Source organism: Bradyrhizobium sp. LTSP885, assembly GCF_000938305.1.
Taxonomy (GTDB): Bacteria; Pseudomonadota; Alphaproteobacteria; order Rhizobiales; family Xanthobacteraceae; genus Bradyrhizobium.
In genome coordinates, this window is sequence record NZ_JYMT01000038.1 from 106,162 (window position 1) to 129,958 (window position 23,797).

Sequence of the window (23,797 nt, forward strand, 5' to 3'; positions counted from 1 at the left end):
TGAGTAATTAGCTCACATCTATCCGGTTCGGCAACCGGACTGCGTCCGGATGGAGATCGCCATGTTCGTGTTGCCCTCGACCGGCCTCGAAGCCCGGCTCGCCAGGAAGCCTAGCGGTCTTCCCACGGCTGATGTCATCGCGATCGTCGAGACGCCGTTGCCGCGGCCGGCGGCGAACGAGGTGCTGGTGCGCAACATCGCGTTCCGTCTCTCACCGACGATCCGCATGATGATCAGCGAAGGTGCCGAGAATGTCGAAGGCGTGCCGTTTCCGGCGCTTCGGGTCGGGGAGGTGCTGCGGGAGGAAGCCCTTGGCGAGGTGATCGCAGCGCCCGACGGACACGCCCTTGGCCGTGGCGATCTCGTGCTGCATCACTATGGCTGGCGGGACTACGCCGCGGTGCCGGTCGCCAACTGCCTCAAGGTCAGCCGTGATGTCACTGACATAAATCTGCATCTCAGCCATGGCTGGACGGCGTATGCGGCGCTGACGCGTGGCCTGAATATCAGCCACGGCGACACCGTCTTCATCTCCAGCGCGGCCGGCGCCATCGGATCGATGGCGGGGCAGATCGCGCGGTTGCTTGGCGCGGATAAGGTGATCGGATCGACCAGCACGAGGGCGAAGGCAGACCGGCTGATCCGCGAGCTCGGCTACGACGCGGCCGTGATCCGGGGCGCGGGGGCGATGGCCGGGCAACTGGCGAAAGCCGCACCGCAGGGGATCGACGCCGTCCTCGATTCTGCCGGCGGCGAAGCGCTGCAAGCCGCGGTCGAGGTGGCGCGCGAGAGGGCGCGGATTCTCGTGATCGGGGCGCTCTCCGGTCAACTCGACGCCAAGGGGACTGGACGCCGGGCGCCGGTCGAGCTCGACTCGTTCAAGCTGCTGCTCAAGAAGCTGACCATCCGCGGCTACAGCGCAGACGACGACCCCGACGCGCGCCGGGAATGGGACAGCCATCTCGGCCGCTGTTCGGCGGCGGGACAAATCCGCTTTCCGCACGAGATCGTCCGCGGCTTGCGGCATGCGCCGGAGGCGTTGGCGAAGGCCAGCCGGGGCGAGTTCTTCGGCGCCGTCCTGGTCGTGCCGTGAGAGGTCGGACTGCCGAACGCGCGGGCGCGTCCGGCCTGCTTTCGGGAGCCGTGCGCGATCAGTTGGTGATATGCGCCGTTACCAGCGCGTGGTTGAACATCGCGTTCAGCGCGGTGGTAATATCGGCCGGCGTGTTCGCCGTGTAGAAATAGCCGGATGATGCACAGCTTTGCAGGCTGGGCGGAATGCTCGGGATGTTGTTGTTGGCGGCGTCGTCTTCGTCATTGGCAAAGGACGGATTCGGATTCTGGATCGGTGCGTAGGGAATATAGAGCACCGAGACGATGATGCCGCGGTTCTTGAGCGACGCGCATATGCTGGTGGGATCGATCACGGTCGCATGGTTGCTGCCCGACCACGGGCCGGAATTGACGCCCTTGATCTGCGGATCCTGTGCGCCGTCGGTGATCAGGAAGACGTAGGGCAGGGTGTTCACCGCGGAGCTGCCGTTGCCGACGGATACAATCGTGGAGTTCATGGTCGAGAACGCGGTGTCGATATGCGTGCCACCCGAACCGAGATTCCCGTTGGTGTTGGTGTCGAGCTGGGAGGCGAGGTTAGCCGCAGCATAGTTGATCGTCGACGGGTTGGTGGCCGATCCGTCGATGGCGCTGGTCAGCGGAAAATACGCGTAGAGATTCTGAATGAACGGATAGAGGCCGATCCTGAACTGGCTGGCGACCTTCTCGGTCGCATTGGCGGTGGAGAACAACTGGTTCACCGCGTAGCCGACGGCGTCGGCGCGCAACTGAATGCAGGAATCGGTGCCGGGAGTGGGACAGGACGACACCGCCGACATCCCCCATGTGGGATCAGTGTTGAGCGAAGCCGGCAGGCCGGAGACCATCGAGGTCGGCAGACCGGGAACCTGCTTGGGGGCGCTCTTGGTCGACTTCATGCTGACAAGGCTCGTGAGCGCGCTCTGGCTCACGCGTGTATACGCATAGCCCATGCAATAATTATTGGTCGGATATTGCTGGGTGCCGGAATCGGTGCAAGCGCTGTTCTGCGGTGTGAAGTGGCAAGCGAGCGTGCAGCCGGTCGGATACTGGACGAAGTTGTCCGGGTTGATAGCGGCCAGCCGCGTCTGCTCGCTGTTGGTCGAGGGCAGCCCCATTGATCCCGACACATCCAGCATCAGGTAGAAGTCGAGATAGAGCGGCAGCGAGGAGTTTGCGCTCGAGGTGCCCGTGACCGTGAGGGTCTGCCATCCCATCACCTTGAGGAACATGACAGGGACCTGCGCGGTGAACGTTACGCTGGATGCCAGCGTCGGACCAGTCTTCGTCACGGTGCTGGTCTCGGACAGACCGTTATAGCCGGTGATCGTGCTCGCATTGCCGTTGAAGATCTTGTTGGCTTCGGCCACGCCGGCCGGCACCGGGCCGTTGGTCAGCATGGCTGATGCGGCGAGGTAGCCGGCGGATTTCGAGGACACCGACGCGACGCTGGCGGCATCCGCCGCCGACTGCAGCTTCGTCTTGATCCGGTTGGCCTGGGCATAGTCGAGCGCGCAACCGACGACGGCGACGATCGGCAGCATCACCATCGCAAAGGAGACGGCGATGTTGCCCCCGGTGTTACGGCAAAATCGACGCAGGAGACCACCGGCATGCCGAGAGGAAGGCGACGGCTTGTTGTTTGCAACGGGGGCCTGCTTGTGCATTCCGAGACACTCCTCAGCGCGGCCGACGACGGCGGCTCAATCTGTTTGATTTGAAATTGGATGTTCGAGGCACTTCAGCGCCTCTCACTGGCGGGGACGATGCGGATGGCTACGCGATGGCTGAAAATCTGAGCGCGGATGGTACAAACGCTTCCTTACGCAAAGCTGACGTTCCTGCCGCCTGCTTCGATTGCCGGCGCTTTCCGTTCAGTGATGCTTATCATTCGGTAAATCGCTGAAGCGGCTAAAGGTCGCTATCCGGCCTGTGTCTCGGTTGCCGGCGGCGGTGCAACGCTGGTGCGGATCGTGGCGTGAACATATGCGCGGTACGCTCAGCTACCTGCCTCGTTGACTTCGCTTGCAGCGCGATGGCCCGAGCGTACCGCCCCCTCGATCCATGCAGGGTATTCCGAGGTGTGCTCGCCGGCGAAATGAATGCGTCCTTCGTGTCTCGCGAGCCGTCCCTTCCATTTGAAAAGATCTCCAGGGTAGGGAATGCCGTAGGCGCCGCGCGCCCAGGGGTCGAGCTGCCAGGAATAGCTGACGGATTCCTCAACGTGCCGCTCGGCTCCCGGGAAGACCTCCTCGATCTTTTCGATCGCCCACCGCATCCGATCCGGCTCGCTCAAGGCATCCATCTCAGTGACGCGATCGCCCTGCTGATAGAGCTGAAGCACGCCCCGATGACCGTTGCTCGGCCACTGTGGACTCCAGATCTCGGCCCCGGTGTCGAGCTGGGCAAAGCCGCTGAGGTGATCGGCCTCCCAGAAGCGGGAGCGCATTCGGAAGGCAACTTTGGCCACCTTGACGTATCGCATCTCCGCGAGGATTTGCCGCCTCGCCGGGCTGAGCAGCGGCTCGAATGTGACGGTCGGCAGAACCGAATACGGAATCGTGCAGATCAATGCATCCGCTGTCATCGTCGTCGTACGACCCTCTCTGACGACGGTGACTTCGACACGATCCGAAAATTGGCTGACCGCCAGAACAGGCGTACCGAGCAGGATGTCGCCCCGAAGGCGTGCTGCGATGGCTTTCGGAAGGCTGTCGTTGCCATCTTCGATGATCGACAAACCGTCTCGGTCGTAATGTGCCAGGACCCGGGACAGCATCAGCGGCGAAATCGCGGTGGGGAACGCGCCGAGGGTGAGGAGCTTGATGGCCGCCTGCGACAGGCCGCGTTCGGCCAGATAGTCCGGAAGGCTCAGCCGATCGAGGTCGGCCAGTTGCTCCGGAGGCCACGCCGGCGTGTCGATGACGCCGGCCGCAAGCAGCCTGTCCAAATTGTCGAGAAGGTATGTCTTGACGATCCCCGGGTAGCCGAGCGCGCGCTCGTTCTCCGGCAGTGCCACGGCCTGTGCAAGCTCGGTACCGGAATCAAGCGAGCATCGCTGTCCGTTGACGAATGCCAGATTCGTCAGCTTCGGCGGATAGAGCGGATGAAGCGTCAGGCCCATGCGGCTGATATAGTCCAGCGTCCAATGATGCGAACGCGGGATGCGGCCGGCTCCCGCCTCGGCGATTGGCGTGCCGTCACTTCCCCGCTGGGTGTGGACCCGCCCGCCGACACGATCGCGGGCTTCGATGATGGTGACGTCGTGGCCGACATGCTCCAGTTCGAGCGCCGCGACCAGGCCGCTCATTCCGGCGCCCGCCACCAGGATCTTTTGCCGCTTGCCGGTCTGTCGAAGTCTCTGTGGTTTTGCAGACATCGCGCGTCGCTCTCTGTCTCTGGTCGCGTTGGGACGCACCCCTGTGAGGGCATTTTAGCTCACAGGTTGATGACAAGGGTGCTAAAGATGGTCGTCAGACACGCGAGTATTGGCACAATTGGTACATTTGCGAGCTAAACATGAGCAATTCTGCCAATCAATCGCTGGATGCAATCGACCTGAAGATTCTTCGGGAGATCCAGAACGACGCCCGTATCCCGAACCTCACGCTTGCCGATCGGGTCGGGCTTTCACCGTCCCCGTGTTCGCGACGGGTCAGGTTGCTCGAGGAGGCCGGCGTCATCGAGGGATATCGGGCGGTTCTCAACCGTGCCGCGGTCGGGCTTGGGTTGACGGTCTTTGCCGGCGTACGGGTCGAACGTCACGCGCAAGACCAGGCCGACGCGTTCGTCAACGCCGTGCTTGCGTTGCCGGAAGTCGTGGCGTGCCATCTGGTTTCGGGCGATGTCGACTTCCTTGTCGAAGTCGTTGTCCCCGATATGGCAACCTACGAAGCCACCGTGCTCCGGCAACTTCTCTCTTTGACCGCCATCAGAGACATCCGGTCCAGTTTTGCGATGCGCAGCTATCTGGCCGGAGGAGCGTTACCCTTGGGCGGGTCGGGCGCCTCCTAGTTCACCTCATCCCCCGAACACATGCTTCGCCCAAATCCGTGAAAACACTGACGGCGTTAACCAATGATTAACCATGGATGCCGAATGTTAACCATTCGACAAGACAACCGAGTCAGGGGCGATGGACGCTATTCAGCAGGCATCACGTCAACAGGTCCGCATGCGCGGCCGGTCCTATGTCGCGTTCGTCTTCTCCCCGGTCGTGCCGATCGTTGACTGGCTTGCGGACATCGATGCAACGCTGGCGCGCTCGCCCGGCTTCTTTGCCGGCAAGCCTGTCGTGCTCGATCTGGCGTCCGTCGACCTCAGCCAGGCCGCGATCGCGCATCTCGTCGGAAGTCTCGATCAACGCAACATCCGCGTGCTCGGCATCGAAGGCGTCGACGAATCGAGGCTCACCGCCAACATGCCGCCGCTCTTGACCGGCGGGCGGTCGTGCGTCGTCACCCAGGTCGAGCCGCATGTCCCGCAGGCGAAGGCCCAGTCCAACACCCCGGCCAAGTTGCCGTCGCTGCTGCTCGAGAGCCCGGTGCGCTCCGGCCAATCGATCGTGTTTGCCGAGGGCGACATTACCGTGCTCGGTTCGGTCGGCTCCGGCGCCGAGATCGTGGCCGGTGGCTCGATCCATGTCTACGGCACGCTGCGTGGCCGCGCGATGGCCGGCATCAACGGCAACGCGGCGGCCCGGATCTTCTGCCAGAAGATCGAGGCCGAGCTCTTGGCCATCGACGGCTACTACCAGACCGCCGAAGAGATTTCCGACAGCTTGCGCAACCGGCCCGCCCAGGCGTGGCTCGACGGCGAAATGCTGAAAATCACACCATTGAACTGATCGACCACAAGGAGAAGAGAATGGCCAAAGTGCTGGTCGTGACCTCAGGAAAAGGCGGGGTCGGAAAGACGACGTCGACCGCCGCGCTCGGCGCTGCCCTCGCGCAACTGGGGCAGAGCGTCGCCGTCATCGATTTCGACGTCGGCCTGCGCAACCTCGATCTCGTGATGGGCGCGGAGCGCAGGGTCGTGTTCGATCTCATCAACGTTGTGCAGGGCGTGGCAAAGCTTTCGCAGGCGCTGATCCGCGACAAGCGTCTGGAAAACCTCTGGCTGCTGCCGGCATCGCAGACCCGCGACAAGGATGCGCTGACCGACGAGGGCGTCAAGCGGGTGATCGACGACCTCAGGACCAAGTTCGACTGGATCCTGTGTGACAGTCCGGCCGGCATCGAGCGCGGCGCGACGCTTGCGATGCGCTACGCGGATGAAGCCATCATCGTCACCAATCCCGAAGTCTCGTCGGTCCGCGACTCCGACCGCATCATCGGCATGCTGGATTCCAAGACGGCCCGCGCCGAGCGTGGCGAGCGGGTCGAGAAGCATCTGTTGATCACCCGCTACGACAGCGCCCGCGCGGCACGCGGCGAAATGCTCTCGATCGACGACATCCTCGAGATCCTCGCCACGCCGCTGCTCGGCATCGTGCCGGAAAGCCAGGACGTGCTGCGCGCCTCCAACGTCGGATGCCCGGTCACGCTGAACAACGCCGAAAGCTTGCCGGCGCGGGCCTATATGGACGCGGTGCGCCGGCTGATGGGCGAGACGGTGGCGATGACGGTGCCGGTCGAGCGCAGGGGCCTGATGGATCGGCTGCTGCGACGGAGGGCGGCATGATGAACCTGATGCGGCTGTTCGGCGGCCGAGACGCGTCCGCGCCGGTGGCGCGGGAGCGGCTGCAGATCCTGCTCGCGCATGAGCGCGGCCGGAGTGGTACGCCTGACCTTCTGGAACTTCTTCGCGCGGAAATCCTCGGCGTGGTGTCCAAGCATATCGACCTCGATCCCGACAAGGTCGTGGTCCGGATGGACCGCGGCAAGTTCGTCTCGATGCTCGAGGTCGACATCGAGGTGCCCAACGGCGTGCAACGATCAATGATGGTGGCGGCCACATGACTGCAGACAGCAATAGTCACATCGCCTGGCAACGCGCGCAGCTCAAAAAGCTTCGCGCGGCCTTGAAGGAGCTCGAGGTCAATCAGCAAGGCGTCGCAAATTGCGGCCGCAGCGCGCAGATGACGATCGCCGAATTGCAGCGCAAGATCGGCGAGTCCGGCCGCTGCATCGCCGAATATGAGCGCCGGACCCGGCGGCCGCTGGCAACGGATCGCGGCAGCCTCGCCAGCGTGAGCTGGACCCACTGGAGCGCCAGCCCGGTGAACGCGAGGCCGCAGCGCCACCGCGCGTAAGGGCATCTACAGCAAGAACGAAAGTGCCGCCTCGCACTGCTCCTCGACCTTGAGCGTGAGCAGATCGTCGGCCCGGGTGCGGCCGAGATTGACCGCGGCGATCGGCAGCCCTCGCTGTGCCGCCGTCTGCACGAAGCGGAAGCCGGAATAGACCATCAGCGAGGATCCGACGACCAGCATGGCGTCGGCCCGCTCCAGATGGGCCTGTGCTGACCCGACGACGTCCCGCGGGACATTTTCGCCGAAGAACACCACGTCGGGTTTGAGAACACCGCCGCAGGCCTCGCAAGCCGGGACCACGAAGGACGAAAAGTCCGCGTGATCGAGATCGGCGTCGCCGTCAGGCGCGTCCGCGGCATCGAGCGCCAGCCAGGCGGGATTGAGTCGCGACAGCTCGCCCTGAAATTGCTCGCGCGGCATCGTCGCGGCGCAGCCGAGGCAGCGCACCACATCGAGCCGCCCGTGCAGGTCGATGACCTGCCGGCTGCCCGCGGCCTGATGCAGCCGGTCGACGTTCTGGGTCACGAGCTGCTCGCAGCGGCCCTGCGCTTCGAGGCTGGCGAGCGCGCGATGGGCGTCGTTCGGCGCGGCGCGGCCGAACCGCCGCCATCCGATCAGGCTGCGCGCCCAATAGCGCTGACGGGTGCCGGCCTCGCCGAGGAATGCCTGGATGGTGACCGGCCGCGTCCGCTTCCAGTTGCCGTCGCTGTCGCGATAATCGGGAATGCCGGAATTGGTGCTGCAGCCGGCCCCGGTCAGGACAAACAGGCGGGTGTGCCTGTCGACGAAATCCTTGAGCGAGCGATGTTGCATGGAGCACATCTAGTGCGGCCGGGGCGGCTTCGCCAGCGGCCGGAGCTGTCGGTCTCGACGAGATGGATTGCGGTGTCGCGATCCATGCTCAGCATGGTTTCGCACGATCCGTGCCTGAATGCATTTCCGCAAGTTGTGTAGCGAAACGGCCGCCGCTTGTGGTATTTGCGTGCGCGGGCTGATCCCAACCAGGAGCGGAATATGCAGCTGGATGCTCTCGTTGTCGGGCTTTTGTCACGGATCAGAGCCGCACTGGGTGGGCTCATCCTGCTCGCATCAGTATGTTGCGGTGCGGCCAATGGGCAAGGCACAGCGACGATCTGGCCGACCGTTCAATGGCAGACCTCCACGCCCGAGGAGCAGGGCATGGATTCGGCTGATCTCGCCAGACTGGTCGCGTTCGGAACGACGCGCAGCTTCGACAGCCTGCTCGTCGCGCGCCACGGCAGGATCGTGCTCGATGCCTACTACGCGCCCTATTCCGCCGATATCCCGCACGCCGTCAATTCCACCACCAAAGCGGTCGTCAGCACGCTGACGGCGATGATCTACAAGGACGGACTGTTGGATCGCCTGGACCACCCGGTGCTGGATTTGTTGTCCGATCGCAGCGTTGCTGACGTCGACGAGCGGAAGAAGGCCATGACGGTCCAGAACCTGCTCAACATGACATCCGGCCTCGACTGGGACGAGGGGTTTGAGGGCGGTCGGGAACAGTCGATGCGAGACCTCGGCGTGAGCCCCGATTGGGTCCAGTTCATCCTGGACCGCCCGATGGCGCATGCGCCGGGCGAGGTCTTCTATTACAACAGCGGAAATTCGCATCTGCTGTCCGCGATCGTCAGCAAGCTCACCGGCAGGAGCACCGCGGATTATGCCAATGAGCGGCTGTTCGGTCCGCTCGGGATCGCTCGTCCGTTCTGGCGCTGGGATCCGCAACAGCTCTCGATCGGAGGATTCGGGCTCGCGCTCCGTCCGCGGGACATGGCGAAGATCGGCTATCTCTATTTGCGCAACGGCGAATGGGAGGGCAAGCGGCTGCTGCCATCAGACTTCCTCGATGCCGTCGGCCATGCCACCATCAGCATGAACGCGAGATTTGATCCTGCGCTGCGCTATGCCAACCAGTTCTGGGCCATCCCCGACAAGCACCTCTATATGGCTGTCGGGTACCACTGCCAGGTGATCATGGTGTTGCCCGAACGGGACATCGTCGCGGTGATGACAGCCAGGGATTTTTGTCCGTTCGGCAAACTGGCCGATGATATCTCAGGTGCCGTCCGGTCCGATCAGGCGTTGCCGGTCAATTCGGCGGCGACCGATCAACTGGTAAAGGCGATCGACGAAGTCTCCATCGAGAAGGCAACGAAGGTCGGCGCCACGCCCGCGACCGCGTCCGTGATCTCGGGCAAGACCTACAGATTTTCCGACAATGCGCTGGGCATCAAATCGCTGGCGCTTTTTCTGACCGATGAGAATCCGCACTACAAGGTGGAGACCTCAGCGGGTGATCCGGCGCGGCGTCGCCTCGACGGGCCGATCGGTCTCGACGGCCTCTACAGGAAGGGCACACCCGGCTTCCTCGGTGTTCGCGCCGCCAAAGGTACGTGGCAGAACGAGCAGACCTTCGTCGTCGACTTCCAGTATATCGGGCTCGGCGAGGCGTCGACATGGACGTTCACCTTCGACGGCGACAAGGCCACGCTGCGTGGCAAGGCGAGGAATGGGCGCGAGGCTTCGGCGGAAGGGGTGGCGGGCGGCTAACCGATCTTCCACAGCCCCTTATGGATATCGAACTTCACCAGACCCTCGTCGCGCATTTTCAGCAGCAGGGTTTGGCAGGCTTCCTCGTTCGGAATATTGGCGCGTTTCATGAGCTGGTAGACCTTTTGCGGCTTCTCGCGCAGCGCGCTCAGGATGTTCTCTCGATCGTTCAGCACGACTTAATCTCCGGCCACCACGGCGCGCACACTCACTGCGAGTACGAAAGCTGCTCTTCGGTCACCACGCGCTCGACATTGTCCGACTTGCTCTTGATGCGATAGCGCAGCCGGCCGTCCGCCTCGATCGGCATGCGTTGAATGATGGTGTAGACCATCGGCTGCTCGGCCTCTGCACGACCTTGCGGCCCCTGCGGCCGGTGGCGAACGTCCTGGTTCAGCTTGTAGGCGTATGACATCTGTCCACCTCTGCGATTTAGGGGTTGCTCTAACGTAGACCGTGCTGCGACGCAATGGAGCGATGGCCTTCCGGCGTGAAGGCGAATGGCTGCTGTGATCGATGCGCCAAGCCTTTCCGGAGCACGCGGGAGAACGTAAGCGACATTGACTGAAAACGCTGCAAATAGCCATCGAATACTTGGGTTTGACGCAGACTACGTCAGCCCATTTGGCGGGTTCCCCGCCAGCCTTTGCGGCTTCGATTGCCATTTGATCTCCGGAGGCGGATGCTGCCAGCCAACAAACACAGGGGAGCGCAGCATGAGCAAGCCAGGTCTCGACAACCGGCACCGTAACCACGACGGCGAAATCAGCAGCAAGCACGGCGAGACGCCGCTGCGCACCTTGCGCAAGATTTACGGGCCTGGTTTCGCGGCGGGTTATCCCGAGACGGAGAAGCTGAGCGACATCCTGGTTCATCTGAACGAGACGTCGTTGAGCCAGCTGCGCCGCGATCATGAGACCGGCCATCTCGGTCACAAGATCACCAAGGCCTCGAAGTAGGGCATTATCGGTTCTGATTGCATCAGAACCGAAACTCTAGATTCTTTGTCTTGACGCGTTTTCCCGGCGCGAACCGGTATCCATCCCGGATCAAGTCCGGGACAGGCTTTCGCTTGAAAACGCTCTAGAGCATGATCCGGAAAAGTGTGTAGCGGTTTTCCGAAAAGATCATGCTCAAAACAAAGAGATAGAGCGGGATGACGATTCGAAGAAACGTCATCTCGCTCGAGGCTCAAAACTCCAGCGCGGCATTGTCGACCACTTCCTTCATCACGAAGAAGGTGCGCGTCTGCCGGACGCCGGGCAGCGCGATCAGCTGCTCGCCGTGGATGCGTTTGAAGTCATCGACATCGCCGGCGCGGATCTTCAGGAAGTAGTCGAAGTCGCCCGCGACGAGGTGGCAGTCGAGCACGCATTTCAGCTTTGCCACCGCCTGCTCGAAGCTCGCGAAGCTCTCGGGCGTCGAGCGGTCGAGCACGACGCCGACCATCACCAGCGTGCCCTTGCCGACCTTGCGCGGTGCGACCATGGCGCGGACGCTGCCGACGAAGCCCTCGTCGAACAAGGCTTGCGTGCGACGATGGCAAGTTGCGGGGCTGACACCGACCTGATCGGCAAGCTCGGCGTTGCTGAGCCGGCCGTTCTTCTGCAGCAATCTCAACATCTTGAGGTCGGTTCGATCGAGCCGGGCCGACATGGAAGAATCTCTCACATTTGGCGACGTTTGTGAAAGAAAGCATAGCAAAATAAGAAATAGGTGCAACAGATGAAGAAGGCTTAGCCCGAGTTAGAGAGCACCTTTCGCGCCGTCGGTGATAGGTATTTGCCAACACCAGATCATCAATGGGGATGCCAGCATGCTGGAAAAATTCGCGCGCTACCCGCTCACCTTCGGGCCGACGCATATCGAGAAGCTCGATCGTCTTTCAAAACATCTCGGCGGCAAGGTCGAGCTGTACGCCAAACGTGAGGACTGCAATTCCGGGCTCGCCTTCGGCGGCAACAAGCTGCGCAAGCTCGAATACATCATTCCCGATGCGATCGCCTCCAATGCCGATACGCTGGTCTCGATCGGCGGCGTGCAGTCGAACCACACGCGGATGGTGGCGGCGGTTGCGGCCAAGATCGGCATGAAGTGCCGTCTGGTGCAGGAAAGCTGGGTGCCGCACGAGGACGCCGTTTATGACCGCGTCGGCAACATCCTGTTGAGCCGCGTGATGGGCGCGGACGTGCGCCTGGTCGACGAAGGTTTCGACATCGGCATCCGCCAGAGCTGGGAGCAGGCGATCGAGGAGGTCAAGGCTTCCGGCGGCAAGCCCTATGCTATTCCGGCCGGCGCCTCCGTGCACAAATTCGGCGGGCTCGGCTATGTCGGCTTCGCCGAGGAAGTGCGCGCGCAGGAGAAGGAGCTCGGCTTCAGGTTCGACTATATCGTGGTGTGCACCGTCACCGGCTCGACCCATGCCGGCATGCTGGTCGGCTTTGCCGCCGACGGCCGTGCGCGCAACGTGATCGGCATCGACGGTTCGTTCACGCCTGCGCAGACCAAGGCGCAGGTGCTGTCGATCGCGCAGAACACCGCAAAGCTGGTCGAACTCGGCAAGGACATCGTCGCTGACGACGTCGTGCTGGTCGAGGATTATGCCTATCCCGCTTATGGCGTGCCGTCGGATGAGACCAAGGAGGCGATCCGCCTCTGTGCCCGGCTCGAGGGCATGATCACCGATCCCGTCTACGAGGGAAAATCGATGCAGGGCATGATGGACCTCGTGCAGAAGGGCTACTTCCCCGCCGGCTCGAAGGTGCTCTACGCCCATCTCGGCGGCGCGCCGGCGCTCAACGGCTACGCCTACGCCTTCCGCAACGGCTAAAGCCCGGCCGGGCGGGGGCCTGCCCCCGCCCATTGTGGCGTCTCATGTCAGGCTTGTGTCAGCTTGTTTCGGTATCCTTGTGGGCCGGGCGAGCCAGGAGGCCTGCATTGAGGATGATGAATGCGCTCAGTCGCGCCATTGCCGCTATCGGCATTGGCATCGCCGCCGTCGGACACTGGTTCTGGATCCATCAGCACCATCCAACCCTGCCGCGCTCCAGTCTCTGGGCGATGAACGGAGCGTTCGATCTGTACGCCGGCATTTTCCTGCTCGGCGTCGGCGTCCATGCCCTCGCATCCGGGTACTGGCTCGGCGATCTCGGGCAGCCAAATCGGCCGGCGCCAAGCTCGGTCCGAGAGCCGAATTAGTCGCGTGTCGGGGCGTCGGAGTGACCTTGGCAAGGGCCGCGAGGGCGAGTCAATGCGGCCTGCACCAGTGACGTGAACTTGCGGCAGCGCCATCACCGCGCCGAGCAGTTAGATGGAGGGGGTGCGGTCCAGGACTGTCACCAAAACCGAGGTATCGATTCACCCGGCCTTAAGGCAAATCCCGCTAAAAACTGCACTGCCGGCTTGGCTTCGCAATGGGTCTGCGCCGGCTTTGCGTCCGGACTGATGCGGGTCACGTGGACAACATAGTCAATACCAGCACGTTCGTGTTCGAGGCTTGGCGTGGCGCGGTTTCCGATCCCGGCAAGCAATTGATCTTCGCTGCCCTGCTTCTGCTGCTGGCTGCTTACATGGGCTGGCGATCGTCCTGGCCGCGCCGTGCGGTCGATGCGGTCGAAAGCGTGACGGCGACGCTCGCCATCTTCCTCATCAACATCCTGCTGACGCCCGCTGTGTGGCTGTTGTCGGAGCATTTCAAGGCGCTTTATGCATTGCTCGGAATACCGAGCGTGCCAGGCTCGGTCTGGGAGGGATTGCCGCTCTGGCTGCTCAGCGCCATCGCCATCGTGACTCAGGATTTCGCCAATTACTGGAATCATCGCGCCATGCATCTGAAATGGCTGTGGCCGGTGCACGCGATCCATCATTCCGACCCTGTCGTCAACGGCTTGACGACATACCGCATCCACATCCTGGAGGCGTTGGTGATGTGGGGCTCCTATACCATTTTGCTGACGTGGCTCGGCATGCCCGCCGACGCAATCGGTATCGGTGCACTCTTCGTGACGTTCCACAACGTCTACGTCCATATCAATGTCGACTGGGGCCATGGTCCGCTGCGCTTGTTGATCGCCTCCCCGCGCTTTCACCGCTGGCACCATGCCGATGTGCCGGAGGCTCACGGCAAGAACCTCGCCAACATCTTTCCGTTCTTCGACTGGATGTTTGGCACCTATCGCGTCCCAGGACCATGCGATGCACCTGTTGGCGCCGCGGGTATACCGCGCAACGACGTTGTGAAGCTGACATTGTGGCCGCTGCTGGAATGGGCACGGCTGGCGACCCTGTGGGTCGAAGCAAGACGAGCACGGATCGTCGGCTGGCTGGCGCGCGGCGCCGGTCTGGGCAAGAGCATGCCTTTCGACATCAAGGCCGACTAGAATTGCTCCGGCGTCCTATTCGAACCGCCGCAGCGTGTGCAGCGTGATCTCGGCCGGGCAGTTGAGCCGCACCGGCGCGAGGCTGGTGCCGGCGCCGGTTGCGGTATAGCCGGCGAGACGCTCAAAACGCCAGGGGCCGGCGCCCATCCGGCGCGGCAGCCGCGCCTCCAGCTTGATCGCGATGCCGCCGGGCAGGCAGAGCTGGCCGCCATGGGTGTGGCCGCTCAGCATGAGATCGAAGCCGGCCTGCGCCGCCGCACGATACGACTCCGGCGTATGTGCCAGCAGCACCGAGAACGCATCGCGTGGAATTCCTGCAGCTGCCTTCGCAATGTCGTCGGCGCGATAGAAATGCGCGTCGTCGATGCCGGCGAGATGGATGGTGTCACTGCCGCGTGCAATCGTCTCGGATTCGTTGAACAGCATCCGGATCCCGATCGCCTCCAGCGCCGGCGTCATGCGGATGCTGTCGTGATTGCCGAGGATGCCGTAGAGCGGCGGCCTCAGCCGGGCGCAAAGCTCCGTCATCAACGCGAGGCTTGTGTCGAACGGACCGAAGGTTTTGCCGCGATAGTCGCCGGTCAGCACGCAGATGTCGCACGCAATGTCGCCGACAAAACTCGTCAGGTGCCGCATGGCGCCTGTGCTGATGTCGGCGTGAAGATCGCTGAGCTGCAGGATTGTGAAGCCGTCGAAGCTCGCCGGCAGGTTGGCTGACGTCACGATGTTCCGCCTCAGCTCGACACGGTCCGCATTGCGCCGCGCGCGGCCATAGAGGCCCGCGGCCTTGAGTGCGCCTTCGACGATCCATGGTGCGAGCTGCCAGTTCTCGACATTGAACAGCAGCGTACCCTGGCCGAACAGTTGCGCCTCGTGCTCGGTCTCGACCGCGAGCCGGCGCGCGACATGGTCGGCGCCGATCCGCTCGATCAATCCCTGCAAGTCTCCCTCGGTCATCGTCGTCCGTCCGCACCGCGGGTGCGGCTCGCGTGACACTATCACGCGTGATGAGGGCGCGGAAAACCTCTGGGCTTGTCGCCTCAGACCATGGGGACGCGCCTGGCGGCAATCGCGGCCGGCGAGATCACCTCGATGTCGAGCGGCACTTGCCAGCGTTCGGTGAAGCGCACAAGCGGCGGCGCGTTGCTGCCCCGCGCGCCCTCCAGCACGAAGCCGTCATAGCCCGAATTCATCACCTCGTTGCACTTCTGCACATAGACCGGGAAGCCGCCGATATAGGGCATGAACACCCGGGGCCGGCCGGGGATGTTGGTGCCGACATACCAGGAGCTGCAGGTCGAGCGCAGCGACACCGTCGAGACATCGGTGACATGGGCGACCCAGGCGTCCTCATCCTCACGTGTCGGCTCGATGGTGCCGGCGCCGATGTGGCGCATGTGGCCAAGGCAATCCGCCAGCCAGTCGACATGCTGCTCGATCGCCTGGATCATGCTCGCCAGCACCGACGGGCTGCCGGGCCCGGTGATCATGAACAGGTTTGGAAAGCCTTCGGAGGCGAGGCCGAGATAGGCGCGCGGGCCGGCCCGCCATTTCTCGGCGAGCGTGCGACCGCCGCGGCCGGTGATCGCAATCTTGTCGAACGAGCCGGTCATCGCGGCGAAGCCAGTGGCAGACACGATGGCGTCGAGCTTGTACTCGGCGCCGTCGACCACAATGCCGTCGGTGGTGAAGCGCTCGATCGGCGCTTTGGACACGTCGACCAGCTTCACATGCGGCAGATTGTAGGTCTCGAAATAGTTGGTATCGACGCAGAGCCGCTTGCAGCCGAACACGTTCTGCGGGGACAGCAGCTCGGCGGTCGCGGGATCCTTGACGATGCCGCGGATCTTCTCGCGCGCGAAGCCGGCGATGGTGTCGTTGGCGTCCTTCTCGAACAGCAGGTCGCCAAACGCACCGAGGAACGGCAGACCGCCGCGCTGCCAGGCCTCCTCATATTGCCGCTCGCGCTCCTCGGCGCTCGCCTCCAATGCGGGCTGGGCGTTGAACGGGAAATAGAAGCCGGTCGGACGCGCCCGCGCCTTTGCGCGCAGTTCCGGATAATGCGCCTTGGCCTCTCTCAGATAGTCAGCGGACAGCGCCTCGTTCCATGCCGGCACCGACCAGGTCGCGGTGCGCTGGAACACGGTGAGCTGCGAGGCCTGCCGCGCGATGATCGGGATCGACTGAATCGCCGACGAGCCGGTGCCGATGACGCCGACGCGTAGGCCGGTGAAGTCGACACCCTCATGCGGCCATTCGCCGGTGTGATAGATCGGTCCGTGGAAATCCTCCATGCCGGCGAAGACCGGACGGTTCGGCGCCGACAGGCAGCCGACCGCCATGATGCAGAATTTTGCGGTGACCCTGTCGCCGCGGTCGGTCTCGACCGTCCAGGTGCCGACCGTCTCGTCGAAGGTCGCCGCGGTGACACGGGTGTCGAACACGATCTGGCTGCGCAGGTCGAAGCGGTCGGCGACATGGTTGGCGTACTCGAGAATTTCCGGTTGCGGCGAATATTTCTCTGACCAGCTCCAGTCCTGGTCGAGCTCTTCGGAGAACGAGAACGAATATTGCAGGCTCTCGACGTCGCAGCGCGCGCCGGGATAGCGGTTCCAGTACCAGGTGCCGCCGACACCGCCGCCGGCCTCATAGACCCGCGCGGTGAAGCCGAGCCTGCGCAGCCGATGCAGCATGTACATCCCGGCAAAGCCCGCGCCGATCACGACGGCGTCGAACGTTCCGGTCTCCGCGGAGCGCGCAGTCTCGCGCGCGGCGCTCTCCTGGGCCATGGCCAGTCCCTTCCCTGTTTGTTTTGGCCGCGCCTCATGGGACGCGGCAAGGAAGATTAGGGCGAGCGCGGTATGGCCTGCAAGCAAGCGCGTTGCCGCGCAGCGAATGGCTCGTATGTCGGGGCAATCGCTGCGGTATCCGGACGCCCTTTTGCGAGGATGGGCGCGGGATGGACCTAAGCGCCTGAACCCCCACTTTATGAAGCCGTTAACGTCGACCAGCGCTCGCTGAGACGAATGGGGTTTTGCAACCTGTCTCTATCGGGAATCACGATGAAACTCGGCTGGCGGCCACAAAAGTGGCTGGAGAAGAAGAGCAAATCAGGTTTTCGCGGCTACCCTGTCGGAACCGTGGCGTTCTACGGTCCCGACGATAAACGCGCCAGCAAGGTCGCCGTTGCGGTAATTACAGCGCCGGAGGCGCCGCCGTTCGCATTGCGCAGATGGCTCGTTGAGAGCGGCGATATCCGCGACAATTCGACGGTCATGGAGGAGGTTGCCGCCTTTCTCCGTGCGGAAGAGGTCCGCTCTGTCGCGCTAACGCCGGAGTTGTTGGGATGTCCACATGAAGAGGGAGTCGATTATCCCGAACGTGAGGGTCTGTCCTCACTGTCCATACTGGGCAAACCGCAAGCGTCCCGTATCCCGGGATGGATGAACAAGGCGGTTGGCGTCCGATCAGCCTTCCGTCCTGTTCACCAACCTGATCAGCTCGGTGCCGTAATGCTCGAGCTTTTTGTCACCGATTCCGGCGATGCCGCGCAGATCGTCCAGCGTGTCCGGCCGCATCGCGGCAATACCGTCGATCGTGGAATCATGCAGCACCACATAGGCCGGCACGCCGCGCTGCCGCGCCACCTCCGAACGCCAGGCGCGTAGCGCCGCATGCAGCGTGGGGTTGGCGGCGGCGCCCTTGCTATCGGCCGCCTGTGCGAGTTCGCCGCGGCGCGACTTGCCGCGGATCGCGCGGTTGCGCGCGCCTTCCGGCTGCTCGCGTAGCATCACCGCAGTCTCACCCTTCAGCACGCCGCGGGCACTCTCGGTCAGCTTCAGCGCGCCGAAGGCGTCGCTGTCCGCGCGCAGATGACCCATCGCCACGAGCTGGCGCAGCACCGCGCGCCACTGCTTCTCGTTGAGTTCGCGGCCGATGCCGAACACCGACAATTGCTCATGGTTGAACTGCTTGACGCGCTCGGTGAGGCGCCCGACCAGCACATCGATCAGGTGCATGGCGCCAAAACGTTGCCCGGTGCGATAGACGCAGGACAATAGTTTCTGCGCCAATACCTTGCCATCGCGAATGCGCGGCGGCGTCAGGCAATTGTCGCAATTGCCGCAGCTCTCGCTGCCTTGCGTCTCGCCGAAATAGCCGAGCAGGCGCTGCCGGCGGCAGTGCACCGTCTCGGCCAGCGCGACCAGCGCGTCGAGCTTGCCGATCGAGACGCGTTTGAAGGCGTCGGAGCCGGTCGATTCGTCGATCATGCGGCGCTGCTGCACGATGTCGGAGAGGCCGTAGGCCATCCAGGCGGTCGACGGCTTGCCGTCACGCCCGGCGCGGCCGGTCTCCTGGTAATAGGCCTCGACGCTCTTGGGCAAATCGAGATGCGCGACGAAGCGCACATCCGGCTTGTCGATGCCCATGCCGAACGCGATGGTGGCAACGATCACGACGCCGTCCTCGTTGATGAAGCGATCTTGATTCCTGGCACGCACGCTGGCATCGAGCCCGGCATGGTAGGGTAGCGCGAGAATGCCGGCGTCGCTCAGTGACGCCGCGACATCCTCGACCTTGGCGCGGGACAGGCAGTAGACGACGCCGGCGTCGCCCGGATGCCGTTCGGCGATCAGATTCTTGAGTTGCGTCGTCGCGTTCTGCTTGTCGACGATCTCGTAGCGGATGTTGGGCCGGTCGAAGCTCGCAACGAATTCCGGCGCGTCGACGAGTTGCAGCCGCTCCGCAATCTCTTTCCGCGTCATCGCATCGGCGGTCGCGGTCAGCGCAATGCGCGGCACGTTGGGAAAACGTTCGGCGAGCGCCGAGAGGCCGATATATTCGGGACGGAAGTCATGGCCCCATTGCGAGACGCAATGCGCCTCGTCGATCGCAAATAGCGCGATCTTCGCCTGGCCGAGCAGATTGAGGCAGCGCGGCGTCAGCAGCCGTTCCGGCGCGACGTAGAGCAGATCGAGGTCGCCCGCGAGCAGCCGCCGCTCGACCTCGGAGGCCTCCTGATAGGACAGCGTCGAGTTCAGCACGGCGGCATTGACGCCGGCCTCGGTCAGGCCCGCGACCTGGTCGCGCATCAGCGCGATCAGCGGCGAGACCACGATGCCGCAGCCGTCGCGCAGCAATGACGGCAGCTGGTAGCACATCGACTTGCCGCCACCGGTCGGCATCAGCACCAGGCAATTGCCGCCGTCCGCGACATGGCGGATGATCTCTTCCTGCGCGCCGCGGAAGCCCGGCAAGCCGAACACGTGGTTGAGCACGGACAGCGCATCGCGAGGCGGGGCAGATGCACGATCGAGGGCGGGCTGGGCGGTCATGAGTCCTGGGGTCAACAGGCGGTGATCGAGGTCCTGGGACCGAACGATACCGGAACGAGATGTGTTAATACGCTGGTCCCATCGCAAACTCAATTCAGGCATGGCCGGTCAATTGCGGATCATCACAGGCATTGCCGCTGTCGTGCTGGTCGCCGGCGCGGCCGCGGGCTTTGCCGTCGCCTGGCGGCCGTCGATTGCGGCGATCGCGCCGCCGCGGCCGGACGCTTTCGGTCCTGACATCGTCAAGCGCGGCCGCGATCTCGCTGCGATCGGCAATTGCAACACCTGCCATACCGTGCGTGGCGGTGGGAATTACGCCGGCGGCCTTTCGGTTCCAACGCCGTTCGGTACCATTTTCTCGTCCAATATCACACCCGATGCCGAGACCGGCATCGGGCACTGGCCGGAAGCGGCGTTCGTCCGCGCGATGCGCTCGGGCGTCAGCCGCGACGGCCATCATCTCTATCCGACCTTCCCCTATGACCATTTCACCAAAGTCTCTGATACGGACGACCGGGCGCTCTATGCGTTCCTGATGACGCGGCAGCCGGTTCATGCGTCGCCGCCGGCGAACCGGCTGTCGTTTCCGCTCAATTATCGGCCGATGATCGCCGGATGGAAACTGCTGTACTTTCGCGGCGGCGATGTTGATTCGGATGCGACCAGGAGCGCGGAATGGAACCGCGGCGCCTACCTGGTCGATGGGCTCGCGCATTGCGGCGCCTGCCATACACCGCGCAACGCGCTCGGCGCGGAACGCGTCAACGCGCAGTTTTCCGGCGGCGATGTCGACAGCTGGCACGCCTATGCGCTGAACGACACCTCTCACGCGCCGGTGCGATGGAACGCGGACGCGCTCCACGCCTATCTGCGCCGCGGCTGGCATCCCGATCACGGCACCGCGCGCGGGCCGATGGCTGACGTCGTCGGCAATCTGTCTGATGTCGCCGACAGCGACGTGCGTGCCATCGCCGTGTACATGGCCGATATCTCGGGTGCGCCGGCGCCGGACGGCAAGCGCCCCGCGCCACCGCCTGCGACGGATACGCCTCAGGCCAATGCCGCCGACGCGGCGATCTATGCTGCGGCCTGCGCCACCTGTCACGAAAGCCACCGGCCGTTGCCTTATGGCGGCGTCAATCTCGCGCTCTCTACGGCCATCGCAAGCCCCGATCCGCGCAACCTCGTCAACATCGTATTGTCAGGTATAGGTGCCGTCGAAGGCGAACGCAGCCCGATCATGCCGGGCTTTGCTGCCAGCATCGACGACACACAAATGGTGGCACTGCTGAACTACCTGCGCGTCCGGTTCGGCAAGCAGCCGGTGTGGGGCGATCTCGACAAAACCGTACGCGATGCGCGCGCCGCGCAAACCGTTTTGCTCACGGCTTCGCACGATCAGCGCGATGCGCCTGCGGATTCTCTTCAGCGAGGCAAGCCATGATGACATTGAAAGTCAATGGCCGGGACCATCAGGTCGCCGCCGACCCGGATGCGCCGCTGCTCTACGTGCTGCGCGACGACCTCGCGCTCAACGCGGCCAAGTTTGGCTGCGGGCTCGGGCAGTGCGGTGCCTGCACCGTGATCGTCGACGGCAAGGCGGTGCTGTCCTGCGTCACGCCGCTGGTCCTGCTCGAGGGCAAGCAGGTGACGACGCTCGAGGGACTCGGGACCTTGGATGCGCCGGCACCGATCCAGCGCGCCTTCATGGAGGAGCAGGCGGCACAGTGCGGCTACTGCATCGCCGGAATGATGATGCGGGCGCAGGCGCTGCTGATGCGCAATCCAAAGCCGACCGATGCGCAGATCCGGGCCGAGCTGCAGCCGCATCTGTGCCGCTGCGGCACCCATATGCGTATCCTGCGCGCAGTGCATCGAGCCGCCAGGCTGATGGATACGGCGGACGCCACGATCGAGGGGGGCGGCCGATGAACGCTCCCGTGATTCTCGACCGCCGCAGCGTGCTGGCCGGCGCCGGCGCGCTGATCGTCAGCTTCTCGCTGCGCGATGCGGAGGCGCAGGAACAGAAGCCCGGTAACGGGCCGAAGTTGCCAGGCAGCCTGGCAACCTCGTCCAATCTGGATTCTTGGATTCGCATCGATGCCGACGGCCGCATCACGGCCTTTACGGGCAAGGCCGAGCTCGGCCAGGGGTTCAAGACCGCGTTCCAGCAGATCGCCGCCGAACAGCTCGATGTGCCGTTCGACGCGCTAAATGTCGTCACTGCCGACACCCGGCTCACGGCAAATGAAGGCTACACCTCCGGCAGCCATTCAATGCAGGACAGCGGCACCGCGATCCTGCATGCCGCGGCGCAGGCGCGGGCGCTGCTCGTTGCGGAAGCGGCGAGGCGGTTCGATCTACCGGCAGACGGATTGCGAACGGAGAATGCAACCGTCGTCGCGCCCGATGGCCGGCGCCTGACCTATGGCGAGCTCGTCGCCACCGATATGCTGCATGTCCAGGCGCAGCCGACGTCGAGCTTGAAGGATCCGGCGACGTTTCAGGTGATGGGACAGCCGGTGCCGCGCGTCGATATCCCGGCCAAGGTCACCGGCGGCGCGGCCTATGTGCAGGACATGCGGCTTCCCGGCATGCTGCATGCGCGCGTGGTGCGGCCGCCAAGCTACGGTGCGCAACTGACCGAATGCGAGACGTCCGCGATCGAGAAAATGCCCGGCGTGATCCAGATCGTGCGCGACGGCAATTTCCTCGCCGTGGTGGCGGAGAAGGAATTTCTTGCAGTCAAGGCGATGAATGGGCTGGCCGCGGCGGCGAAGTGGCGAGAGATCGCAAAGCTCCCGAACCAGAATGATCTCGCCAACGTGCTGACGATGCTGCCGTCGCAGGATTTTGCGATCTTTACACGCAGCGATCCCTCCGCGACCGGAACGAAAACGCTGGAGGCGACCTACACGCGGCCCTACCAGTCGCACGGTTCGATCGGGCCATCCTGCGCGGTTGCGCAGTTCCTCGATGGCGCGATGACGGTGTGGACGCACACGCAAGGCGTCTATCCCGACCGGCAAGCTATTGCCGAGATGCTGGGGATGCCGCAGGCCAGCGTTCGCCTGATCCATGTCGAAGGCTCCGGCTGCTACGGCCATAACGGCGCCGACGATGCCGCGGCCGATGCGGCGCTGATTGCCCGCGCGCTTCCGGGCCGTCCCGTGCGGGTGCAGTGGACGCGTGAGCAGGAACATGGCTGGGAACCGTATGGTCCGGCGATGGTGACCAAGCTGAGCGCCTCGCTCGATGCTAACGGCAAGATCGCTGACTGGAATTTCGCGGTATGGAGCAACACGCATTCGATGCGGCCGGGCGGCGCCGGCTCGCTGCTTGCGGCCCAGCACATGGCGCGCTCCTTTGCGGTGCCCGCGCCGAAGCCGTTGCCGCTGCCGGAGGGCGGCGGCGATCGCAACGCGATTCCGATCTACAATTTCCCGAACGCGCATGTGGTGCATCATTTCATCCCGGCGATGCCGCTGCGGATTTCCGCGATGCGCGCGCTCGGCGCCTATCACAACGTGTTCTCGATCGAGAGTTTCATGGACGAATTGGCCGGTCTCGCCGGGACCGATCCCGTCGAATTCCGCCTGAAACATCTCGACGACCAGCGTGGCCGCGAGGTGATCGAGAAGGCTGCCCAAGGTTTCGGCTGGACGCGGGGGCAGAAGGCGCCGCCGAACCGTGGCTACGGCTTTGCGTTCGCGCGCTACAAGAATCTCGCGGCCTATTGCGCTGTTGCCTCCGAGGTGGAGGTCAATCGCGAGACCGGCCGTGCACGCTTGGTGCGCGCGGTCGCCGCCGTTGACGCCGGTCAGGTCGTCAATCCCGATGGAATCACCAACCAGATCGAAGGCGCGATCGTGCAGTCGACCAGCTGGACGCTGTATGAGAGCGTCAGCTTCGACGACACCAGGATCACCAGCATCGACTGGCAGACCTATCCGATCCTGCGGTTCAATTCGGTGCCTGATAACATCGACGTTCACATCATCAATCGCCCCGGACTGCCGTTCCTCGGCAGCGGCGAGACCGGACAGGGCCCGGCCGCCGCCTCGCTCGCCAATGCCATTGCCGATGCGACCGGAAAACGGCTGCGTGACCTGCCGCTCACCCGCAGGCGCATCAAGGATGCGATCGACGCGTAAGGGCGC

General features: G+C 63.8%; 23 protein-coding genes. 14 read left to right on the forward strand and 9 right to left on the reverse strand.

Going from position 1 to position 23,797, the window contains the following annotated elements:
* The first annotated feature begins 61 nt into the window (after positions 1-61).
* Complete coding sequence (locus tag UP09_RS24360; RefSeq protein WP_044541189.1) at positions 62-1,093, forward strand: MDR family NADP-dependent oxidoreductase; 1,032 nt, start codon at positions 62-64, stop codon at positions 1,091-1,093.
* Between the two features lie 58 nt (positions 1,094-1,151).
* Here the strand turns inward: UP09_RS24360 and UP09_RS24365 are convergent, their stop codons facing one another.
* Together UP09_RS24365 and UP09_RS24370 are read right to left on the reverse strand one after the other, a co-directional pair.
* Positions 1,152-2,759: a TadE/TadG family type IV pilus assembly protein gene (locus UP09_RS24365; RefSeq protein ID WP_082070263.1), complete on the reverse strand. Its 1,608-nt coding sequence runs from the start codon at positions 2,757-2,759 to the stop codon at positions 1,152-1,154.
* A gap of 332 nt (positions 2,760-3,091) precedes the next feature.
* Complete coding sequence (locus UP09_RS24370; protein ID WP_082070264.1) at positions 3,092-4,471, reverse strand: flavin monoamine oxidase family protein; 1,380 nt, start codon at positions 4,469-4,471, stop codon at positions 3,092-3,094.
* A gap of 140 nt (positions 4,472-4,611) precedes the next feature.
* Here UP09_RS24370 and UP09_RS24375 point away from each other — a divergent pair, with 140 nt between their 5' ends.
* From UP09_RS24375 to UP09_RS24395, 5 genes are all read left to right on the forward strand, one after another.
* Positions 4,612-5,106: an Lrp/AsnC family transcriptional regulator gene (locus UP09_RS24375; RefSeq protein WP_044540835.1), complete on the forward strand. Its 495-nt coding sequence runs from the start codon at positions 4,612-4,614 to the stop codon at positions 5,104-5,106.
* A gap of 121 nt (positions 5,107-5,227) precedes the next feature.
* The gene (gene minC, locus UP09_RS24380) at positions 5,228-5,938 is read left to right on the forward strand and encodes a septum site-determining protein MinC (protein ID WP_044540836.1); all 711 of its coding nucleotides are present in this window, start codon (positions 5,228-5,230) and stop codon (positions 5,936-5,938) included.
* 20 nt (positions 5,939-5,958) lie between these two features.
* On the forward strand, positions 5,959-6,774 hold the full coding sequence (minD, locus tag UP09_RS24385) for a septum site-determining protein MinD (RefSeq protein WP_044540837.1): 816 nt from the start codon (positions 5,959-5,961) through the stop codon (positions 6,772-6,774).
* The gene (gene minE, locus UP09_RS24390; protein WP_044541192.1) at positions 6,774-7,052 is read left to right on the forward strand and encodes a cell division topological specificity factor MinE; all 279 of its coding nucleotides are present in this window, start codon (positions 6,774-6,776) and stop codon (positions 7,050-7,052) included. The genes minD and minE overlap by 1 nt, the downstream gene beginning before the upstream one ends.
* The gene (locus UP09_RS24395) at positions 7,049-7,345 is read left to right on the forward strand and encodes a hypothetical protein (RefSeq protein WP_044540838.1); all 297 of its coding nucleotides are present in this window, start codon (positions 7,049-7,051) and stop codon (positions 7,343-7,345) included. The genes minE and UP09_RS24395 overlap by 4 nt, the downstream gene beginning before the upstream one ends.
* A gap of 6 nt (positions 7,346-7,351) precedes the next feature.
* Here UP09_RS24395 and UP09_RS24400 read toward each other — a convergent pair whose 3' ends face one another.
* Complete coding sequence (locus tag UP09_RS24400; protein ID WP_197082732.1) at positions 7,352-8,158, reverse strand: NAD-dependent protein deacetylase; 807 nt, start codon at positions 8,156-8,158, stop codon at positions 7,352-7,354.
* Positions 8,159-8,524: 366 nt separating this feature from the next.
* Here UP09_RS24400 and UP09_RS24405 point away from each other — a divergent pair, with 366 nt between their 5' ends.
* Positions 8,525-9,922: a serine hydrolase domain-containing protein gene (locus tag UP09_RS24405; RefSeq protein ID WP_245302177.1), complete on the forward strand. Its 1,398-nt coding sequence runs from the start codon at positions 8,525-8,527 to the stop codon at positions 9,920-9,922.
* On the opposite strand, the gene UP09_RS24410 is transcribed toward UP09_RS24405, so the two are convergent.
* Together UP09_RS24410 and UP09_RS24415 are read right to left on the reverse strand one after the other, a co-directional pair.
* Positions 9,919-10,098 (reverse strand): hypothetical protein, encoded by a 180-nt coding sequence (locus tag UP09_RS24410; RefSeq protein WP_044540840.1) that lies wholly within the window; start codon positions 10,096-10,098, stop codon positions 9,919-9,921. The two genes, UP09_RS24405 and UP09_RS24410, sit on opposite strands and share 4 nt — an antisense overlap.
* A 32-nt stretch (positions 10,099-10,130) precedes the next feature.
* Positions 10,131-10,337 carry a hypothetical protein gene (locus tag UP09_RS24415; RefSeq protein ID WP_044540841.1) on the reverse strand — a complete coding sequence of 69 codons (207 nt, stop codon included), beginning with the start codon at positions 10,335-10,337 and terminating at the stop codon, positions 10,131-10,133.
* A gap of 301 nt (positions 10,338-10,638) precedes the next feature.
* Between UP09_RS24415 and UP09_RS24420 the strand changes: the two genes are divergently transcribed.
* On the forward strand, positions 10,639-10,881 hold the full coding sequence (locus UP09_RS24420; protein ID WP_044540842.1) for a hypothetical protein: 243 nt from the start codon (positions 10,639-10,641) through the stop codon (positions 10,879-10,881).
* Positions 10,882-11,113: 232 nt separating this feature from the next.
* Here the strand turns inward: UP09_RS24420 and UP09_RS24425 are convergent, their stop codons facing one another.
* Positions 11,114-11,578 carry an Lrp/AsnC family transcriptional regulator gene (locus UP09_RS24425; RefSeq protein WP_044540843.1) on the reverse strand — a complete coding sequence of 155 codons (465 nt, stop codon included), beginning with the start codon at positions 11,576-11,578 and terminating at the stop codon, positions 11,114-11,116.
* A 160-nt stretch (positions 11,579-11,738) separates the two neighbouring features.
* Between UP09_RS24425 and UP09_RS24430 the strand changes: the two genes are divergently transcribed.
* The 3 genes from UP09_RS24430 to UP09_RS24440 all read left to right on the forward strand — a co-directional run bounded on the left by UP09_RS24430 (position 11,739) and on the right by UP09_RS24440 (position 14,301).
* Positions 11,739-12,752, forward strand: a complete 1,014-nt coding sequence (locus UP09_RS24430; RefSeq protein ID WP_044540844.1) for a 1-aminocyclopropane-1-carboxylate deaminase — start codon at positions 11,739-11,741, stop codon at positions 12,750-12,752.
* A gap of 113 nt (positions 12,753-12,865) precedes the next feature.
* On the forward strand, positions 12,866-13,120 hold the full coding sequence (locus tag UP09_RS24435; RefSeq protein WP_245302206.1) for a hypothetical protein: 255 nt from the start codon (positions 12,866-12,868) through the stop codon (positions 13,118-13,120).
* A 257-nt stretch (positions 13,121-13,377) separates the two neighbouring features.
* The gene (locus UP09_RS24440; RefSeq protein WP_197082733.1) at positions 13,378-14,301 is read left to right on the forward strand and encodes a sterol desaturase family protein; all 924 of its coding nucleotides are present in this window, start codon (positions 13,378-13,380) and stop codon (positions 14,299-14,301) included.
* Between the two features lie 15 nt (positions 14,302-14,316).
* Here the strand turns inward: UP09_RS24440 and UP09_RS24445 are convergent, their stop codons facing one another.
* From UP09_RS24445 to recQ, 3 genes are all read right to left on the reverse strand, one after another.
* On the reverse strand, positions 14,317-15,258 hold the full coding sequence (locus UP09_RS24445; protein WP_044540846.1) for a metallophosphoesterase: 942 nt from the start codon (positions 15,256-15,258) through the stop codon (positions 14,317-14,319).
* 83 nt (positions 15,259-15,341) lie between these two features.
* Positions 15,342-17,090: a flavin-containing monooxygenase gene (locus tag UP09_RS24450; RefSeq protein WP_044540847.1), complete on the reverse strand. Its 1,749-nt coding sequence runs from the start codon at positions 17,088-17,090 to the stop codon at positions 15,342-15,344.
* A gap of 678 nt (positions 17,091-17,768) precedes the next feature.
* The gene (gene recQ, locus UP09_RS24455; RefSeq protein ID WP_044540848.1) at positions 17,769-19,637 is read right to left on the reverse strand and encodes a DNA helicase RecQ; all 1,869 of its coding nucleotides are present in this window, start codon (positions 19,635-19,637) and stop codon (positions 17,769-17,771) included.
* A 100-nt stretch (positions 19,638-19,737) separates the two neighbouring features.
* On the opposite strand from recQ, the gene UP09_RS24460 reads away from it, so the two are divergent.
* From UP09_RS24460 to UP09_RS24470, 3 genes are read left to right on the forward strand one after another with little or no spacing between them, the layout of a single operon-like run.
* On the forward strand, positions 19,738-21,081 hold the full coding sequence (locus UP09_RS24460) for a cytochrome c (RefSeq protein ID WP_063840160.1): 1,344 nt from the start codon (positions 19,738-19,740) through the stop codon (positions 21,079-21,081).
* Positions 21,078-21,569 (forward strand): (2Fe-2S)-binding protein, encoded by a 492-nt coding sequence (locus UP09_RS24465; RefSeq protein ID WP_044540849.1) that lies wholly within the window; start codon positions 21,078-21,080, stop codon positions 21,567-21,569. Before UP09_RS24460 ends, UP09_RS24465 begins: the two co-directional genes overlap by 4 nt.
* Positions 21,566-23,791, forward strand: a complete 2,226-nt coding sequence (locus UP09_RS24470; RefSeq protein WP_044540850.1) for a xanthine dehydrogenase family protein molybdopterin-binding subunit — start codon at positions 21,566-21,568, stop codon at positions 23,789-23,791. The genes UP09_RS24465 and UP09_RS24470 overlap by 4 nt, the downstream gene beginning before the upstream one ends.
* Positions 23,792-23,797: the final 6 nt, after the last annotated feature.